Source organism: Mesorhizobium sp. B2-7-3 (genome assembly GCF_006440715.1).
Classification (GTDB): Bacteria; Pseudomonadota; Alphaproteobacteria; order Rhizobiales; family Rhizobiaceae; genus Mesorhizobium; species Mesorhizobium australicum.
This window is the reverse complement of the sequence record NZ_VFTY01000016.1, coordinates 23,804-40,747: the sequence shown is the minus strand read 5'-3', so window position 1 is coordinate 40,747 and position 16,944 is coordinate 23,804. Positions and strand designations below refer to the sequence as shown.

Sequence of the window (16,944 nt, the reverse complement as noted above, 5' to 3'; positions counted from 1 at the left end):
CGTGTCGTGGCTTGAACGACTTAGAACTTCATACCGAGGCCGAAGGTGACGCGGTTGTCCGTCGCCTTGACCTTGCCGATACCGTCGAAGCTCTTGCTGCCGAAGTCGGTGTAGCGATACTCGACGCGGCCGAAGACATTGTCGGTCAGCTTGATGTCGGTGCCGACGCCAGCGGTCCAGCCGAGCATGGTTGCGGTGTCGCTGGCAGGAATGACCGAGTCTTCCACCTTCAGGCTTCTGCCGGCGAGACCGCCGGTGCCATAGAGCAGGATTTCCGGGGTCACGGCGTAGCCGAGACGGGCACGCAGCGAGCCTTCGATGCCGCCCTTGGAGTGGATGCCGTTGTCGTCACCCTTGACGCCGTTGTAGCCGAGTTCGGCTTCACCGCCGTACACGAAGTTCTCCTGCTGCCACTGATAGCCGCCGAAGACACTGCCGACAAAACCCTTGGTATCGGTCGAAACGCCGAAATCCTTTTCCTTGGTCTTGCCGCCGAAGCCGTAGCCAAGGTTGATACCGGCATAGGGACCGGCCCACGAGGCGACCGGAAGTTCGGCAACCGGAGCGGGTGCCGGCGGCTCTTCCGAAACGACGTCCGCGGCATAAGCGGTACCACCGAGGGCGAAGAGCCCGAGCGCAACAGCCAGCGGCCGTGCGAATTTGAGATTGGCTTGCATTGTTCTTTACTCCTTAAGCCACAGGACACAGGCTTGTTTCTCACGATCGCCATCGACCCGTCCGGGGGGTGAAACGGATCTGGCGTTCGTCGGTTCCAAATGTCGTGTCAAAATGCGGCTGAACCGAACCTGAACTTGGGTCATTCCCCGGCGCGAATGAGGCAGAACCTTGACGTTGCATCTTCGCAACAGCGAAATGTCAGCAGCAAGTTCGTGCTGCGCTGCACGCGGCTTGGTGCAAGGACTCCAGCGACCTATATTGCGGTCCGGCGGTTGCGAGTCCAAGAGGGCCCGGCACGTCGAACTGGGCACTTCGCCACAATGTTGCCCCAGGTGCGAACGCCGTTTAACGCATGCCGGGCCATATTTCGTCGGCGTCGCGTTTTCGGGCCGAAATTGAGGATTGACACATATGAGCAAAGCCACTGCCGTGGCGCTGGTGACCGGTGGGGCGAAACGGATCGGCAAGGCGATTGTCGAGGACCTTGCCAGCCATGGCTTTGCGGTCGCCATCCATTCCAATCGCTCGCACGATGCGGCGGATGCGCTGGCCGCGGGGATCAACCGGTCGGGCGGGCGTGCCGCCGTGGTTGCGGCCGACCTGACCGACATGGATGCCGTCGGCGACCTTGTCGGCCAGGCGGAGGCCGCGCTGGGCCCAATCTCGCTGCTGGTCAACAATGCTTCGCTCTTCGTCGATGATTCCGTCGAGGATTTCGACTGGCGCGCCTGGGACCGCCATTTTGCCATTCACCTGAAAACCCCGGCGCTGTTGGCGCAGAACTTCGCCCGTTCCTTGCCGGAAGGGCAGGACGGGCTGATCGTCAACATCATCGACCAGCGCGTCTGGCGGCCGACGCCGCGCTATTTCTCCTATGCGCTATCGAAATCGGCATTGTGGACGCAGACGCAGATGTTGGCCCAGGCGCTCGGGCCGCGCATCCGCGTCAATGCGATCGGGCCAGGCCCGACGCTGAAGAACGTGCGCCAGAACGATTCGGATTTTAACGCGCAGGTCGCTGGCCTCATTCTGAGGCGCGGCCCGGAATTGCCGGAATTCGGCGCCACCATCCGCTATCTCTGGCAGGCGCGCTCGGTCACCGGTCAGTTGATCGCGCTCGACGGCGGCCAGCATCTTGCATGGCAGACGCCCGATGTGACAGGCATGGCGGAATGAGTCCTTTGGATCACAAGAACAAGGCGCGCGGCGGCGCTGATGATCTTCCTCCCGAAATCGACCTCGAGGACGAGGCGCTGGAGGAGATCGTCGAACCGGTTGGCCCGGATGTCGCCTTCACGGCCATCGACTGGACGCCGCATGCGGGCGACGCCGAAGGCATGGTCGGCGCCGAGGTGATCCAGACGCTGGTCAAGCGGCTGCCCAATGCGCCCGGCGTCTACCGGATGATGAACGCCGCCGGCGACGTGCTCTACGTCGGCAAGGCGCGCAGCCTGAAGAAGCGTGTCACCAACTACGCGCAAGGCAGATTCCACACCAGCCGCATCGGCCGCATGGTGCGCGAGACGTCGACGATGGAATTCGTCGTCACCCGCACCGAGATCGAGGCGCTGCTTCTCGAAGCCAATCTCATCAAGCGTTTGCGGCCGCGATTCAATGTGCTGATGCGGGACGACAAGTCGTTCCCGTATATCCTTTTGACCGGCGACCATGTCTCGCCCGGCATTTACAAGCATCGCGGCGCGCGGTCGCGCAAGGGCGACTATTTCGGCCCCTTTGCCTCGGCCGGTGCCGTCGGCCGCACCATCAATTCCCTGCAGCGCGCCTTCCTGCTCAGAAGCTGCACCAATTCCTTCTACGAGAACCGCACGCGGCCATGCCTGCTCTACCAGATCAAGCGCTGCGCGGGTCCGTGCACCGGCGAAATTTCGCATGAGGGTTATGCCGGGTTGGTCGCCGAAGCGAAGGACTTTTTGTCCGGCCGCAGCCAGAAGGTGAAGACTGAGATTTCGGCTGCCATGCAGCAGGCTTCGCAAGACCTCGATTTTGAGCGCGCCGCCATCTATCGCGACCGTCTGGCGGCCCTGTCGCACGTGCAGAGCCATCAGGGCATCAACCCGGCGACCGTCGACGAGGCCGATGTGTTCGCCATCCACCAGGAAGGCGGCCAGGTCTGCATCCAGGTGTTTTTCTTCCGCACCGGCCAGAACTGGGGCAACCGCGCCTATTTCCCGAAGGCCGATCCGGCGCTGGAGGGATCGGAAGTCCTGGGCTCGTTCCTGGCGCAATTCTATGACGACAAGCCGACACCGCGTGCCATTCTCTTGTCGCAGACCGTCGAGGACCAGGAACTGCTGGCCGAGGCGCTCTCGACCCGCGCCGGCCGCAAGGTGGCGATTTCCGTGCCGCAGCGCGGCGAGAAGAAGGACCTGACCGACAACGCCCTGCAGAATGCGCGTGAGGCACTCGGCCGTCGCCTGGCCGAAACCTCGACGCAAGCGCGGTTGCTTGCCGGCTTTGCCGAGACCTTCGGCCTGGCCAAGCCGCCGGTGCGCATCGAGGTTTACGACAATTCGCACATCATGGGCACCAACGCCGTCGGCGCCATGGTCGTCGCGGGGCCGGAAGGCTTTGTGAAAAATCAGTACAGAAAATTCAACATCCGCTCGACCGAGATCACGCCGGGCGACGATTTCGGCATGATGCGCGAAGTGATGGAGCGGCGTTTTTCGCGGCTGCTCAAGGAGCATGGCGATGTCGCCGTGGCTGAGGATGCGGCTGCGGGCGAGGCGATGGCGGCCGAGGCGGGCGATGATATCGAGGACGACATTTCCGGCAGCTTCCCGGCATGGCCGGACGTCATCCTGATCGATGGCGGCCAGGGCCAGATGACGGCGGTGCGCAAGATCCTGTCGGATCTCGGCATCGAGGACCGGGTCGTCGCCATCGGCATCGCCAAGGGGCAGGACCGCGATGCCGGCCGCGAGCGTTTCTTCGTCAGGGGCAGGGACTCGTTTTCATTGCCGGTTCGCGACCCCGTGCTCTATTTCGTCCAGCGGCTGCGCGACGAGGTCCACCGCTTCGCCATCGGCTCGCACCGGGCCCGCCGCAAGAAGGAGATGGTCAAGAGCCCGCTCGATGAAATCGCCGGCATCGGCCCCGGCCGCAAGCGCGCCCTGCTGCTGGCATTCGGAACCGCCAAGGCGGTCAGCCGCGCCGCGATCGAGGATCTGAGAAAAGTCGATGGCATTTCCGAGCAGGTCGCCAAATTGGTCTACAATCATTTTCACGAAAGTTGAAAAAATTCGCCACTTTCAGCTGGCCAGTCGAATCTGGCCTGTTGACCCCCTACAACAGCTTCTGATTTGAGTACGCAGGCAGAAAGAGTCCACCAGACATGGCCCAGCGCGCGTTCAACCTGCCTAATATGCTGACCTACGCCCGTATCGTCGCGGTGCCGCTGGTCGTGTTGTGTTTTTTTCTCGAAGGCCATCTGAAATCGAGCGACTTCGCTCGCTGGTCGGCGCTGGTCATTTTCCTGCTGGCTTCCGTTACCGATTATTTCGATGGCTATTTTGCGCGTGCCTGGCAGCAGACCTCCAACATCGGCAAGATGCTCGATCCGATCGCCGACAAGCTGCTGGTCGCCACGTGCCTCTTGCTGCTTGCGGCCGACACCGACCGCCATGCCGGCATCGCCGGCTGGTCGCTGTGGGCGGCCATCATCATCCTGTGCCGCGAAATCCTGGTTTCTGGCCTGCGCGAATATCTGGCGGCACTCAAGGTCTCGGTGCCGGTGACGCAGCTCGCCAAGTGGAAGACCACCATTCAGATGGTCGCCATCGCTTTCCTGCTGGCGGGGCCGGCCGGCGACAAGGTCTTCCCGCTGACAACGCAGACCGGTCTCGTGCTGCTGTGGATCGCGGCCCTCGTGACGCTCTACACCGGCTACGACTATTTCCGCGCCGGCCTCAAGCACATCATGGACGAGTGAGATGACGACCCGTCTCATCTACTTTGCCTGGGTTCGCGAACGGATCGGCATGCCGGAAGAAGATGTCGAACTGCCGGCCGGCATAGAGACGGTCGCCGACCTCTTGCGCTGGCTGCGGTCGCGCGGCGAAGGCTACGAACACGCGTTGCAGTATCCCGACTTGATCCGCGTTGCCATCGACCAGGAACATGTCGACCACCGCGAGAAGATAACGGGCGCGCGCGAAATCGCGCTGTTCCCGCCGATGACCGGGGGCTGACAGTCATGCCGGGCGTCCTGGCAGCGACCGTGCGCATTCAGCGCCAGGATTTCGACGTCGCCGCCGAGATCGCCGCACTGACGCAAGGCCGCGTCGACATTGGCGCGGTGGTCACCTTCTCAGGCTTGTGCCGCGACGAGCAGGGCGCGCTCTCGGCACTCGAACTCGAGCACTATCCGGGCATGGCTGAAGCCGAGATCGGCCGCATCGCAACCGAAGCCAGCGAGCGCTGGCCGCTGCAAGGCCTCACCGTCATCCATCGCCATGGCAAGATCGCGCCGGGAGAGAACATCGTGCTGGTGGTAGCCGCTTCCGCGCACCGCCAGGCGGCGTTCGAGGCGGCGGACTTCCTCATGGACTATCTCAAGTCGCGTGCACCCTTCTGGAAGAAGGAACATCGCACCGACGGCTCCGAGGGCGGCTGGGTCGAGGCCAAGGAAACCGATGCCCAGGCAGCCCAGCGCTGGAAGCGGCCGCCATCCGAATAATACCGTGCCGACCTTGCTCGTCCATGGCAACCGCGACCGCTCGGCGCCCATCGAGCTGACGGGCATTCCGTCCGCCAGGCTCATTCCGGACTGCCGTTTCCTCGTTTACGAGGGCGCGCCGCATGGCCTCATGTACACCCATATGGATCGGCTGCATGCCGATGTGCTGCGATTCGTGCGCGAGAGTTTGACCGCCAGCAAAGAAAAAGGCCGGCGAAACACCGGCCTTCTCGCATGGAACGTGCAGTGTCGGCTCAGCCGACGATTTCGGTATCCGAGAACCAGTACTTGATCTCCTGCGCGGCCGTTTCCGGCGCATCCGAGCCGTGCACCGAATTCTCACCGATCGAGAGCGCATGCACCTTGCGGATGGTATCTTCGGCAGCGTTGGCCGGATTGGTGGCGCCCATTACTTCGCGGTTCCTGGCGATGGCGTTCTCACCTTCCAGCACCTGCACGATGGTCGGGCCCGAGGACATGGAGTCCACCAGTTCGCCGAAGAACGGGCGCTCCTTGTGGACGGCGTAGAAGCCCTCCGCCTCGCGGCGGCTCATCCACACCCGGCGCGAGGCGATAACGCGCAGGCCGGCCTCTTCCAGCATCCTGGTGATGGCGCCGGTGAGATTGCGCCGCGTCGCGTCCGGCTTGATCATGGAAAAAGTGCGTTCGAGCGCCATGGGTCGTCCTTGTCTGAATTCGAATTGAGAGTGGCGGGCTCTATACAAGCCGCCCGGCTGATTGCCAAGAGGGGTGAGGAGCGGGTGAGGCGTGGTCCGCCAAGCGTTCGGAAAGCCAATTGTTTGACTTTCCAGACGACGAACGCCCGGAGCGACAGCGCAGGGCCGGAATGGTCGGTGCTTCCGTGGCTGATCCCGTCGGCCGTCGGCATCAGACGGCTGCACAGCAACGGTTTGCTTGCTATAGTCGCCCGGTCGGCGCCGCGCTGAAGTCGGCCCGAATGGAGACAACATGACCATGACAGACGATCGTCAGGAGCGCATTCGCAACCGTGCACATCAGATCTGGCAGGAAGAAGGGCACCCGGCCGGTCAGCACGAACGCCATTGGCACCAGGCGGCAGCCGATGTAGACCGGGAGGACGCGGGGAAGCCGACGGTGGGCAAGAAGCCGGCCAAGAAGGCACCTGGCGCCAGCAAGGCAAAAGCCGCGCCCAAGCAAGAAAAGCTCGTCGCCAAAGCCGGCAAGCCGAAAGCCAGCAAGCCAAAGAAGGCGGCGAAGTAAGGCGGCGAAGTAAGGTCAGCTGTTCGGCCCCTGATTTTCGCAACAGGCTGACGGGCTCGAGCTGCCCTGCGGATAGAAGGCCTTTGCGGCGTCACGCCGCCGCCGCAACCTTTCGTCCAAGCCCGCCATGCAGGTCGAGGCAGCGGGTGAACCACTGCGCCACCACGTCGCTGTCTTCGAGCAACTTGTACGGCGATGCGATGCGCGCCCATTGCAATGCGCCGAAGACGATATAGTCGGCAAATAGCGGCGAGGCGCCGCCGATGAATGGCTGGTAGCTCAACATGGAGCGCAGCGGCTCCAGTGCCGCCCGGAAGGTTGCCAGGCCGGCGTCGCGTGCGGCGACGACGTCCTCCAGCCGCTTGCCGAAGCGCTGCTCCCGGCTCTGGCGGAAATACGAGCCATTCTGTTCGTCTTGCATGGCATGAAGGTCGACGAGCGCCGCCGTGGTGACGTAAGGGTGGATGGTCGATTGCGACCAGCGCTCGATGAAGCGCGCCATCGCCTTGCCGCCTTCGCCGCCAAACAGGCTAGGCCGATCCGGATAGGCCTCTTCGAGATAGAGCGCGATGGCAAAGGAATCGGTGACGACCTTGTCGCCGTCGCGGATCACCGGAACGGTTTTCGAAACGCCGCCCTCAACGGCGGGCACTTCGAGAAAACGCGTCGGCGCGGTCGAGATATCGAGCCCCTTCTGGGCCAGCGCCATTGTTGCCTTCCAGCAATGTGGACTGAACGGGCGGCCCTCGTCACGCCCGACGAGTTCGTAAAGCAGAATGGTCATTGGCGCGGGTTCCTTTGCAGTCTAGGTATCGCTCCCGACACCCGAAACGGACCGGCGGGAAAAAATGAAACAGCACTTCATGATGTTTGCGGCATACAATCAATGGGCCAATGGCCGCATCTACGATGCCGCCGACGATCTCAACGACGAGGAATTCAATCGCGACGTCGGCGTCTTTTTCGGCTCGCTGATGGGCACGCTCAACCACCTGCTCGCCGCCGATCGCATCTGGATGAAGCGCTTCACCGGCGAAGGCGCCGCGCCGACGACATTGGACGCTATATTGCACCGGGCCTTGCCTGTCCTGAGGACAGCGCGCGAGGCCGAGGACCGGCGGATTATCGACTGGCTCGGCGGCTTGAGCGACAAGGCGCTGTCGGGTCGTTTCACCTATATGACCGTATCGGACATGCGCACCGTCTCGCAACGCCTGGCGCCCGCGCTGGCTCATGTCTTCAACCACCAGACCCATCACCGCGGCCAGGCGCATATGATCCTGACGGTCCTGGGTCGCCCGTCGGTGCCGCTCGATCTGGCGCATTTCCAGCGCACCGAGGAGGGCAGGGCTTTCGCCTGATCCAACTTGTTCTTTCTAGAGGCGAGGGCAAGCGGTTGGCGCGGACCATCTCCGCATTTTCACACAGCCGCGGAAGCCAGGCCGGTGACTTCGCCATCCAATTGGCTCTGTGTCAGAGCCGCTTCCGCCATCACCCATTGCTTGAACCGCAGCACCTTGCGCGCGGCAAGGCTCTTGTGGGGCGAGACGAAATACCAGCCGGCCGTGTTCGGATGGTGGACGGCAAAGGGAGCGACCAGCCTCTCGGCGCGGATGTCGCTGGCCATATAGGCACGGTTGGCGACCGCAAAACCCATTCCGGCATTGGCCGCCTCGTAGGACATCATGCAAGAGTCGAAATAGATGCTTTTGGTCTCGCTGAGCACAAAACTGGCCCCGGCGAAACCAAGCCAGGATTGCCAGTTCTGTGTGCAGGTGTCGGAATGCAGCAGCGTGAAGTGCTTGAGGTCGTCCGGCGTCACCTTTGATACCGGCTTGTCGCCGAGAACCTCATGGAACAATTTGCGGTTGCATACCGGGGTCAGGTCTTCCCGAAACAGCAGGTCGGACGGCAGTCCGTTGAAATGGCCGTCGCCATAGCGGATTTCCAGATCGAATTCGGAAGTCGTGAACTCATGCGTCGCGTACGAGGTCGAAACCCGCATCACGATATCGGGATGTTGCTGCTGGAACAGCGGCAGGCGCGGAAACAGCCAGCGCGCGGCAAATGTCGGCAGCACGGATATTTTCAGCACATGTTCCTGTGATTGCCCGGTCGCTTCCATGCTGGCGGCGACGATACGCTCCAGCGCCTCGCGAACGCGCGAGACATAGGTCTCGCCCTCCGGTGTCAGCGACACCGCATTGCCGCCGCGCTGAAAAATCTTGAAACGCAGCTGGTCCTCCAGGCTCTTGACGCGCTGGCTGACCGCCGATGCGGTGATGAACTGTTCTTCTCCGGCACGCGTGAAATTGCCGTGCCTCGCAGCACTCTCCACGATTTTCAGCGAATTGAGGTTGACCTGACTGAGCAGACGCACGGTTTCGACCTTAAGCTTGGCTTACGGTAGCACTAGCATTCCTAATTTTACAGGGGGAGCTAATTTAATTGACTGTTAACCAAGTGTTTGCCCCCACTTGGAGAAGTACAATGAACGCACATACGATACCCGAATTGCACTATGCGATGAGCCGCGAGGCCATTATCGGCCACGAAACCGCCTGGAAGGTGTCGAGCTTCGGCGTTGCGCAGTATCTGCACGGCTATGATCCGGCACTGCTTGCTGCGATCGAGGAGGCCGCCCTGAAGCTCAAGGCCAGCCATGCCGTGCACAAGCACCTCGATCTGACCTTCATCACAGGCGCCGACCGTTTCATACCCGAAATCAAGGAGTTGCTGAACGACAAGTTGCGCCTGGAGCGCCTGTCCGACATGATGGGCACGAAGCTGGAACCCTACCCGCTGTCGATCGTAGGTTCCACCGTCACCTTCATGAATCCCAGGGATGGCGCCGTCGAATGGCATTGCGACGGCGTTCCGGTCACCGAACTCATTCCGCTGTCGATCAGCGATCCGCTGGTCGGCGGCCATCTCGAAATCTATTGCGATGATTCCGAGACCGGCCGCGCCATTCTCGAATCCGGCCGCGAGATTCCGCGCAACCGTATCATGCGCATCGATCACAAGATGAGATATGCGACGCTCGGGCAGTTCCTTGGCGTCCTGCACCGCACGGCGCCGATCCAGTTCGGCGAACGCGTCACCCTGGTGCTCAACCAGCGCTCCGTGGCCAAGCCCTATGTGGACGACAACAGGATGTTTTACCTTGCCGCCGACAACGATCACGACCGCGAATGGGTCAATGAACTGGCCGAGGACGTGTGGACCAATCAGCTGCCGGCCTATCGCCGGTTCGAGGCGGAACATCCGACGCCGGCCCCGGCCGAAGCGCCGGTTCCGGGTGGGGCCAGGGAATCATGGTAACGATCCATGATCCGGGAAAAAGGGAGCCGGTTTTCGGACAGGATCATAGTCGAGCGCAGAGATAGAGCCCCATGGCGCTTCTTTCGCCCTGGATCAGGCTCGATGTCCGCGCTGGTCTTCGCCACCGGCGCGGTGGCGTTGTGGTCGACAAATGCGCTGGTGGGCAAATCCCTGCTGGCCAGTCACCCGGTGTCGCAGGTGCAGTTCCTGCAATTTGCAGGGGCCGCGCTGGTCTTCGCGGCCATCCGGTTGATGAGCCGGGAGAAAGCCACGGCAATCACGGCGAGCACCGCGCTGATGCCGCTCGCGGTCGGCTTCATCGGTCTGGTCGGCACCATGGTGCTGCAATATATCGCCTTCGCCTCGATGCCGGTGATCGAAGCCAATCTCGTGGCCTACACCTGGCCCTTGATGGTTGCCGCGGCCGTGATCGCCTTCGAAAATCCCCGGCGTCCGGCTTTGCTGGGCCTTGCAGCGGCCCTTGGGTTCGTCGGCGTCGCGCTGGTGATTTCGGGAGGCCGCGACCGCACCTGGTTTCAGGGTGATCTCGCCGGCTGTCTGTGCGCATTCGGCTCCGCGCTGTGCATGGCTTTCTATTCGGTGATGGTGGGACGGCTCGCCACTTCGCCGGACCGCCTGTTGCTGCCATCGTCGCTGGTTGGCGTCGCCTTGACGCTTATATGGTCCGTTCGCGAAGGCGTAGCCTGGCCCCCCGGCGTGGATCTGGCCCTCGGGCTCTATCTCGGTGCCGGCCCCATGGGGCTTGGTTATTACTTCTGGTCGCGGGCCCTGAAACTGGGAGGCAGCGGGAAGGTGGCTGTCATTGCCTATCTCACGCCGATCGCTTCGACACTGCTGCTGACCTTGTCCGGCGAACGGTTGACGACGACAGCCATTGCCGGAGCCGTCCTTGTCATAGGCAGTTGCATCGCGGTCGGACTGGAACGTTCGGAGGCGGAAAATTATGTTTGACGACAATGAACGTCTCGCCAGGCAGGAAGCGCATTGGCTGATCAAGGAATTTGGCGCCGAGGCACCACTTTACGCCGCGATGAAGGCCGAAAAGGCGATCGAGCAGAAGGATTTCGGGCGTTGTGCCCGCTGGAAGCGTATTCTTGAGATATTGGCTGACAGCCGTTCAACCAAGTCTGCCGTATCCAAGTATTAGATTTTCTAATTTGCACGAGGTCGATTTCCCATAAAAGTAGTTGACGCCAAGTCTTGATTCGTTTTGGGACTTGGCGGGTCCGTTGGGGGCACGGTTAAAGAGATACATCGACAAAAGTCTTCACTGGGGTAGACGACTTTGTCGCAAATAGGGTGAAAGAATTGTCAAATATCGAGGATAAGATCGTTATCGAGCTAACCGCCGATATTGTCTCGGCTTATGTAGGCAACAATCCGCTCCCGGCTTCGGGCCTGCCTGACTTGATTGCCAGCGTCAGCGCCTCGGTCCGAAAGCTGGCTGGTGCGGCTGTCGTGGAAAGCCCGAGCCTTGTTCCCGCCGTAAATCCGAAAAGGTCAGTGTTTCCCGACTACATCATCTGCCTGGAGGACGGAAAGAAGTTCAAGTCGCTCAAGCGACACCTCAGGACGGACTACGGTTTGAGCCCTGACGACTATCGCGCCAAATGGGGCTTGCCGCCGGACTACCCGATGGTCGCGCCGAATTACTCCGCGACCCGGTCGGCGTTGGCGAAGTCAACGGGACTTGGCCGCAAGCCGGCCGCTGCGCCGGCAGTCGTGGCCAAGACGACAAAGCGCGGCAAGGCGGCTGCCTGAGGCCTTGCCGACTGCACGGCGGGCGCTGTCGTGGCTCTGACGGCGCGGTTGTGGGCGCCGTTTCCAGGCCTTGTGCGGCCAACTGGCCCGCAAGGTCTTGCGAAGCGTTGATGTCCAGTGCAAAAGCGCGGCCATGCTTATCATCAACGACCTCTCGCTCCGCATGGCGGGGCGCCTGCTTCTCGACCACGCCTCGCTCACCCTGCCGGCCGGCACCAAGGCCGGTCTTGTCGGCCGCAACGGGACCGGCAAGACGACGCTGTTCAAGGCCATAACAGGCGATTTCCCCTCCGAGACGGGTTCGATCAGCCTGCCGAAGAATACGCGGATCGGTCAGGTGGCGCAGGAAGCGCCCGGCACCGAGGACCCGCTGATCGAGATCGTGCTCAAGGCCGACCTCGAACGTTCCGCGCTCCTCGAAGAGGAAAAGACCGCCACCGATCCGCACCGCATCGCCGACATCCACATGCGGCTGGCCGATATCGACGCCCATTCGGCCGAGTCTCGCGCGGCCACCATCCTGGCCGGCCTAGGCTTCGACGACGCCGCGCAGCGCCGTCCGGCCTCGTCCTTCTCCGGCGGCTGGCGCATGCGCGTTGCGTTGGCCGCCGTGCTGTTTTCGGAGCCCGACCTTCTGTTGCTCGACGAGCCGACCAACTATCTCGACCTTGAAGGGACGTTGTGGCTTGAGAACTATGTTTCAAAGTATCCGCACACGGTGCTTCTGATTTCGCACGACCGAGATCTGCTCAACCGTGCCGTCAATTCGATCGTTCATCTCGACCAGAAGAAGCTGACGTTCTGGCGCGGCGGCTACGACCAGTTCGAGCGCCAGTATACCGAGCAGAAGGAATTGCAGGAAAAGGGCCGGGTTAAGCAGGAGGCCGCCCGCAAGCACATGGAATCCTTCGTCGAGCGTTTTCGCGCAAAGGCCTCCAAGGCAAGGCAGGCACAGTCGCGCATCAAGGCGTTGGAAAAGATGAAGCCGATCTCGGCCATCGTCAACGACACGGTACGGCCGTTCTCTTTCCCCGAGCCTGTGAAGACCGTGGCCTCGCCGATCGTGGCGCTGAACAACGTCAATGTCGGCTACACCGAGGGTCAGCCGATCCTGAAGAAGATGACGCTGCGTATCGATGCCGACGACCGCATCGCGCTGCTCGGTGCCAATGGCAACGGCAAGTCGACCTTCGCCAAACTTCTGTCGGGTCGCCTGAAGCAGGAAACCGGCACCATGACGGTGGCGCCGGGTTTGAAGGTGGCGATCTTCGCCCAGCACCAGCTCGACGATCTGCGTCCTGAGGAGAATGCCTATGAGCACGTCCGCCGGCTGATGCCGGAGGCGCCGGAATCGAAAGTGCGCGGCCGCGTTGCCCAGTTCGGCCTCACGACCGAGAAAATGAATACGCCCGCCAAGGACCTGTCCGGTGGCGAGAAGGCGCGCCTTCTGATGGGCCTGTCTGCCTTCGAGGGCCCGAACCTGTTCATCCTCGACGAACCGACCAACCATCTCGACATCGACAGCCGCGAATCGCTGATCCATGCGCTGAACGAATTTCCCGGCGCCGTTATCCTGATTTCGCACGACCGCCATCTGCTGGAAGCGACCGCCGACCGGCTGTGGCTGGTCAAGGACGGTGCGGTCAATCCCTATGACGGCGACCTGGAGGACTACAAGACGCTGGTCACCGGCGTCTCCAGCGACCGCCGTGGCAAGCGCGAAGCGGACAAGGCGTCAAAAGCCGACCGTCGCCGCGACGCGGCCGCACGCCGCGCCGCCTTCGAACCGCTGGCCAAGGAAATCCGCGCCACCGAGGCGCTGATGGATCGCATCCGCAAACGCATCGACGGCATTGAGGACGAGCTGTCCAATCCGGCGGTCTATGAAAAGGATCCCTCGACCGCGACGCGGCTCGCCAAGGAGCGCTCGCAGCTTGCGCAGACGCTGGCAGGCCACGAGGAAAAATGGCTGACCATGTCGGCCGAATATGAGGAAGGCACGGCGGAGTAGGGTGAGCGCTTCACCTTCTCCCAGGGAGAAGGTGGCCTCGCGAAGCGAGGTCGGATGAAGGGTATGCCTGGAAACGCCAGCGTCTCACTCCGCTGGAACACCCCTCGACGTCTCGGCGCTATTGCGCCGATCCACCTTCTCAGCAAGGGGAGAAGGGAAGGTGCCATCTGGCCCTACACCTGACCGTTATAAACGGGTAGCTTGCTCCCATGAACCAGCACGCCAACCTCCGCATCGGCCATTCGGCCTGTCCGCATGATTGCCCGTCGACCTGTGCTCTCGAGGTCGAACTGCTCGACGGCAACCGCATCGGCCGGGTCCATGGCGCCAAGGCCAACAGCTACACATCGGGCGTCGTCTGCGCCAAGGTCGCCCGCTATGCCGACCGCGTCCATCATCCCGATCGTCTGCTGAAGCCGCTGGTGCGCAAGGGCGCCAAGGGCGAGGGCGTCTGGCAGGAATCTAGCTGGGAGGCCGCTCTCGACCTCGTCGCCGAGAAATTCGACGCGGCCGAAGCGAAGTACGGCTCCGAGACGGTCTGGCCCTATTACTATGCCGGCACGATGGGGCTGGTGCAGCGCGACGGCATCGAGAGGTTGCGCCACGCGAAAAAGTACTCGGGCTTCTTCGGCTCGATCTGCACCAATCTCGCCTGGACCGGCTGGATGATGGGGGCAGGCGCGCTGCGCGGACCGGACCCGCGGGAGATGGCGAAATCCGACTGCGTGGTGATCTGGGGCACCAACGCCGTGGTCACGCAGGTCAATGTGATGACCCACGCCATCAAGGCGCGCAAGGAACGCGGCGCGAAGATCGTGGTCATCGACGTCTATGAGAATGCGACGATGAAGCAGGCCGACATTGGTCTGGTCCTGAAGCCCGGCACCGACGGCGCGCTCGCTTGTGCGGTCATGCATGTCCTGTTTCGCGAAGGCCTGGCCGACCGCGCCTATCTGCAGAAATACACGGACGATCCGAAAGGCCTGGAGGCGCATCTCGTTACCCGCACGCCGGAATGGGCGGCCGATATTACTGGTTTGACGGTCGCCGAGATCGAGACCTTCGCGCGCCTCGTCGGCACGACGAAAAAGACCTATTTTCGCCTCGGCTACGGCTTTGCCCGCCAGCGCAACGGCGCCGTCAACATGCATGCCGCGTCCTGCATCGCCGCCGTCACCGGCGCCTGGCAGTATGAGGGCGGCGGCGCCTTCCATTCCAATTCCGGCATCTTCAAACTCAACCAGGAGGTGCTCGAGGGCACGCGCATGCGCGATCCCTCGATCCGCTATCTCGACCATTCGCGCATCGGCCCGGTGCTGACCGGCGCCAGTGACGCGCTCTATGGCGGACCGCCGGTGACGGCGATGCTGATCCAGAACACCAATCCGGTGAATGTCGCGCCCGAGCAGCGGCTGGTGAAGCAGGGCTTCCTGCGAGACGATTTGTTCACCTGCGTGCACGAGCAGTTCATGACCGACACGGCCAAGCTGGCCGACGTCGTGCTGCCGGCGACGATGTTCGTCGAGCATGACGACATCTACAAGGGCGGCGGCAACCAGCACATCACGCTCGGCCCCAAGCTGATCGAACCGCCGGAAGGGCCGCGCACCAACCATTTCGTCATCGAGCAGCTGGCCGGGCGCCTTGGTGTCGCCGACAGGCCGGGCTTCGGGCTGACCGAGCAGCAGCATATCGACATCATCCTTGGCAAGCGCGGGTTGGGCAGCTTCGCCAGCTTGGAAGAGCAGAAGTGGATTGATCTGCAGCCGGATTTCGACACGGCGCATTTCATCCGGGGCTTTGGCCATGCGGATGGGAAATTCCGTTTTCGCGCCGACTGGACCGGCCAGGCGGCTCCGAACCGGCCGCCGAAGAGCATGGGTCTGTTCGGCCCGGTGGCGCGATTGCCCGAATTTCCTGATCATGTCGACCTGATCGAGGTGGCTGACGAAGCCCATCCGTTCCGGCTGACGACCTCGCCGGCGCGCAACTTCCTCAACTCGACCTTTTCCGAAACACCGGTGTCGAAGGCCAAGGAGGTCCGCCCGGAACTCCTGCTGCATCCCGAGGACGCGGCGGCTCTGGGGCTGGCCGAGGGCGACCGTGTCGAGATCGGCAACATGCGCGGCGAGGTGGTGCTGCACGCCAGACTGTTCGGCGGCATCAAGCGCGGCGTCGTGATCGCCGAAGGTATCTGGCCGAACAGCGCGCATGAGCGCGGCGAGGGCATCAATGTACTGACCGGCGCCGACGCCCCCGCACCCTATGGCGGCGCTGCCTTTCACGACAACAAGGTCTGGCTGCGCCGGGCGCAAGAGCTGAGTGCATAGCGGCCGCGATTATCGATTGCGCCTGATGTCAATTCGTCCGTCGCAATGGGAGAGTGTCGATGGCTGGCGCGATTTCGCTTCTGGGAATACCGCATGACGAGAATTCATCCTATCTCCAGGGTGCGGCCAAGGCGCCGCCGCTCATCAGGCGCGAACTCACCAGCGATGCTTACTCCTCATGGAGCGAGACCGGCTTCGACCTGACCGGCCGCTTCATCGATCATGGCGACATCGACTTCGACAAACCGGGCGATCCCTGGCAGCGCATCGAAAGCGAAGTCGGTCGCGCCCTGGAGGCAGGCCACCCGCTGATCAGCCTGGGCGGCGACCACGCGATCACCTGGCCGGTGCTGCGCGCGGTGCGCCGTCGCCACCCGAGCCTGACGATCGTGCATATCGATGCCCACCCCGACATCTATCATGCCTACGGTGACAATCCGCGTTCGCACACCTCGCCCTTCGCGCGCATCATGGAGGAACGGCTAGCCGACCGGCTGATCCAGATCGGCCTGCGCGCCGTGAACGACCATCACCGCGATCAGTTCAAGCGCTTTGGCGTCGAGGTCGTGGAGGCCGCGCATTTCGGCGCAAGCCTGACGCTTGATCTCAAGACTCCGGTTTATATCTCGATGGATCTCGACGGGCTCGATCCAGCCTTTGCGCCCGGTGTCTCTCACCGCGAGCCCGGCGGCCTGTCGACGCGGCAGGTCATCAACCTGATTCAAGGCATCAACCAGCCGATCGTTGCCGCTGATATCGTTGAATACAATCCGAGCCAGGACCTCTCCAACATGACGGCGCTTGTCGCCGCCAAACTGACGAAGGAGATCGCCGGCATGATGCTCAGGACATCGCCCGCGGTGGATTGAGGGCGCGCC

The 16,944-nt window shown here is 62.5% G+C and carries 18 protein-coding genes; 14 read left to right on the top strand and 4 right to left on the bottom strand.

What is annotated here, in order from left to right; genetic code table 11:
• Positions 1-20: 20 nt before the first annotated feature.
• Positions 21-677 carry an outer membrane protein gene (locus FJW04_RS27570; protein ID WP_140717897.1) on the bottom strand — a complete coding sequence of 219 codons (657 nt, stop codon included), beginning with the start codon at positions 675-677 and terminating at the stop codon, positions 21-23.
• Between the two features lie 412 nt (positions 678-1,089).
• Here FJW04_RS27570 and FJW04_RS27565 point away from each other — a divergent pair, with 412 nt between their 5' ends.
• The 5 genes from FJW04_RS27565 to FJW04_RS27545 all read left to right on the top strand — a co-directional run bounded on the left by FJW04_RS27565 (position 1,090) and on the right by FJW04_RS27545 (position 5,377).
• The gene (locus tag FJW04_RS27565) at positions 1,090-1,854 is read left to right on the top strand and encodes an SDR family oxidoreductase (RefSeq protein WP_140717895.1); all 765 of its coding nucleotides are present in this window, start codon (positions 1,090-1,092) and stop codon (positions 1,852-1,854) included.
• Positions 1,851-3,935, top strand: coding sequence for an excinuclease ABC subunit UvrC (gene uvrC, locus FJW04_RS27560; RefSeq protein WP_140717893.1), 2,085 nt, complete (start codon positions 1,851-1,853; stop codon positions 3,933-3,935). Before FJW04_RS27565 ends, uvrC begins: the two co-directional genes overlap by 4 nt.
• 98 nt (positions 3,936-4,033) lie before the next feature.
• Complete coding sequence (pgsA, locus tag FJW04_RS27555; protein ID WP_015318470.1) at positions 4,034-4,630, top strand: CDP-diacylglycerol--glycerol-3-phosphate 3-phosphatidyltransferase; 597 nt, start codon at positions 4,034-4,036, stop codon at positions 4,628-4,630.
• 1 nt (position 4,631) lies between these two features.
• Positions 4,632-4,889 carry a molybdopterin converting factor subunit 1 gene (gene moaD / locus FJW04_RS27550; protein WP_140717891.1) on the top strand — a complete coding sequence of 86 codons (258 nt, stop codon included), beginning with the start codon at positions 4,632-4,634 and terminating at the stop codon, positions 4,887-4,889.
• Between the two features lie 5 nt (positions 4,890-4,894).
• Complete coding sequence (locus FJW04_RS27545) at positions 4,895-5,377, top strand: molybdenum cofactor biosynthesis protein MoaE (protein ID WP_140664708.1); 483 nt, start codon at positions 4,895-4,897, stop codon at positions 5,375-5,377.
• Between the two features lie 254 nt (positions 5,378-5,631).
• On the opposite strand, the gene ndk is transcribed toward FJW04_RS27545, so the two are convergent.
• On the bottom strand, positions 5,632-6,054 hold the full coding sequence (gene ndk / locus FJW04_RS27540) for a nucleoside-diphosphate kinase (RefSeq protein ID WP_015318467.1): 423 nt from the start codon (positions 6,052-6,054) through the stop codon (positions 5,632-5,634).
• 292 nt (positions 6,055-6,346) lie between these two features.
• On the opposite strand from ndk, the gene FJW04_RS27535 reads away from it, so the two are divergent.
• Positions 6,347-6,619, top strand: coding sequence for a DUF2934 domain-containing protein (locus FJW04_RS27535; protein WP_015318466.1), 273 nt, complete (start codon positions 6,347-6,349; stop codon positions 6,617-6,619).
• Positions 6,620-6,710: 91 nt separating this feature from the next.
• Here the strand turns inward: FJW04_RS27535 and FJW04_RS27530 are convergent, their stop codons facing one another.
• Positions 6,711-7,403, bottom strand: a complete 693-nt coding sequence (locus FJW04_RS27530) for a glutathione S-transferase family protein (RefSeq protein ID WP_140717889.1) — start codon at positions 7,401-7,403, stop codon at positions 6,711-6,713.
• Between the two features lie 64 nt (positions 7,404-7,467).
• Between FJW04_RS27530 and FJW04_RS27525 the strand changes: the two genes are divergently transcribed.
• Complete coding sequence (locus FJW04_RS27525; protein WP_140717887.1) at positions 7,468-7,980, top strand: DinB family protein; 513 nt, start codon at positions 7,468-7,470, stop codon at positions 7,978-7,980.
• A gap of 59 nt (positions 7,981-8,039) precedes the next feature.
• Here FJW04_RS27525 and FJW04_RS27520 read toward each other — a convergent pair whose 3' ends face one another.
• On the bottom strand, positions 8,040-8,999 hold the full coding sequence (locus FJW04_RS27520) for a LysR substrate-binding domain-containing protein (protein WP_015318463.1): 960 nt from the start codon (positions 8,997-8,999) through the stop codon (positions 8,040-8,042).
• A 110-nt stretch (positions 9,000-9,109) separates the two neighbouring features.
• Here FJW04_RS27520 and FJW04_RS30110 point away from each other — a divergent pair, with 110 nt between their 5' ends.
• The 7 genes from FJW04_RS30110 (at position 9,110) to speB (ending at position 16,935) form a co-directional block, all read left to right on the top strand.
• Positions 9,110-9,943, top strand: coding sequence for a hypothetical protein (locus tag FJW04_RS30110; protein ID WP_181173071.1), 834 nt, complete (start codon positions 9,110-9,112; stop codon positions 9,941-9,943).
• 45 nt (positions 9,944-9,988) lie between these two features.
• Positions 9,989-10,915 carry a DMT family transporter gene (locus FJW04_RS27505; protein WP_140717970.1) on the top strand — a complete coding sequence of 309 codons (927 nt, stop codon included), beginning with the start codon at positions 9,989-9,991 and terminating at the stop codon, positions 10,913-10,915.
• Positions 10,908-11,111, top strand: coding sequence for a hypothetical protein (locus FJW04_RS27500; RefSeq protein ID WP_015318460.1), 204 nt, complete (start codon positions 10,908-10,910; stop codon positions 11,109-11,111). Before FJW04_RS27505 ends, FJW04_RS27500 begins: the two co-directional genes overlap by 8 nt.
• A 161-nt stretch (positions 11,112-11,272) precedes the next feature.
• Entirely contained in the window at positions 11,273-11,725 is a 453-nt protein-coding gene (locus FJW04_RS27495; RefSeq protein ID WP_015318459.1) for a MucR family transcriptional regulator, read from the top strand.
• A 133-nt stretch (positions 11,726-11,858) separates the two neighbouring features.
• On the top strand, positions 11,859-13,736 hold the full coding sequence (locus FJW04_RS27490) for an ABC-F family ATP-binding cassette domain-containing protein (RefSeq protein WP_140617193.1): 1,878 nt from the start codon (positions 11,859-11,861) through the stop codon (positions 13,734-13,736).
• Between the two features lie 209 nt (positions 13,737-13,945).
• Positions 13,946-16,066, top strand: coding sequence for a molybdopterin oxidoreductase family protein (locus FJW04_RS27485; RefSeq protein WP_140717885.1), 2,121 nt, complete (start codon positions 13,946-13,948; stop codon positions 16,064-16,066).
• A gap of 59 nt (positions 16,067-16,125) precedes the next feature.
• Positions 16,126-16,935: an agmatinase gene (gene speB / locus FJW04_RS27480; protein ID WP_140717882.1), complete on the top strand. Its 810-nt coding sequence runs from the start codon at positions 16,126-16,128 to the stop codon at positions 16,933-16,935.
• Positions 16,936-16,944: the final 9 nt, after the last annotated feature.

What these genes read in the sequence shown, in the direction of transcription:
- FJW04_RS27570 (WP_140717897.1), bottom strand. Translation starts at nt 677, where the DNA reads ATGCAAGCCAATCTCAAATTCGCACGGCCGCTGGCTGTTGCGCTCGGG.
- FJW04_RS27565 (WP_140717895.1), top strand. Translation starts at nt 1,090, where the DNA reads ATGAGCAAAGCCACTGCCGTGGCGCTGGTGACCGGTGGGGCGAAACGG.
- uvrC (WP_140717893.1), top strand. Translation starts at nt 1,851, where the DNA reads ATGAGTCCTTTGGATCACAAGAACAAGGCGCGCGGCGGCGCTGATGAT.
- pgsA (WP_015318470.1), top strand. Translation starts at nt 4,034, where the DNA reads ATGGCCCAGCGCGCGTTCAACCTGCCTAATATGCTGACCTACGCCCGT.
- moaD (WP_140717891.1), top strand. Translation starts at nt 4,632, where the DNA reads ATGACGACCCGTCTCATCTACTTTGCCTGGGTTCGCGAACGGATCGGC.
- FJW04_RS27545 (WP_140664708.1), top strand. Translation starts at nt 4,895, where the DNA reads ATGCCGGGCGTCCTGGCAGCGACCGTGCGCATTCAGCGCCAGGATTTC.
- ndk (WP_015318467.1), bottom strand. Translation starts at nt 6,054, where the DNA reads ATGGCGCTCGAACGCACTTTTTCCATGATCAAGCCGGACGCGACGCGG.
- FJW04_RS27535 (WP_015318466.1), top strand. Translation starts at nt 6,347, where the DNA reads ATGACCATGACAGACGATCGTCAGGAGCGCATTCGCAACCGTGCACAT.
- FJW04_RS27530 (WP_140717889.1), bottom strand. Translation starts at nt 7,403, where the DNA reads ATGACCATTCTGCTTTACGAACTCGTCGGGCGTGACGAGGGCCGCCCG.
- FJW04_RS27525 (WP_140717887.1), top strand. Translation starts at nt 7,468, where the DNA reads ATGAAACAGCACTTCATGATGTTTGCGGCATACAATCAATGGGCCAAT.
- FJW04_RS30110 (WP_181173071.1), top strand. Translation starts at nt 9,110, where the DNA reads ATGAACGCACATACGATACCCGAATTGCACTATGCGATGAGCCGCGAG.
- FJW04_RS27500 (WP_015318460.1), top strand. Translation starts at nt 10,908, where the DNA reads ATGTTTGACGACAATGAACGTCTCGCCAGGCAGGAAGCGCATTGGCTG.
- FJW04_RS27490 (WP_140617193.1), top strand. Translation starts at nt 11,859, where the DNA reads ATGCTTATCATCAACGACCTCTCGCTCCGCATGGCGGGGCGCCTGCTT.
- FJW04_RS27485 (WP_140717885.1), top strand. Translation starts at nt 13,946, where the DNA reads ATGAACCAGCACGCCAACCTCCGCATCGGCCATTCGGCCTGTCCGCAT.
- speB (WP_140717882.1), top strand. Translation starts at nt 16,126, where the DNA reads ATGGCTGGCGCGATTTCGCTTCTGGGAATACCGCATGACGAGAATTCA.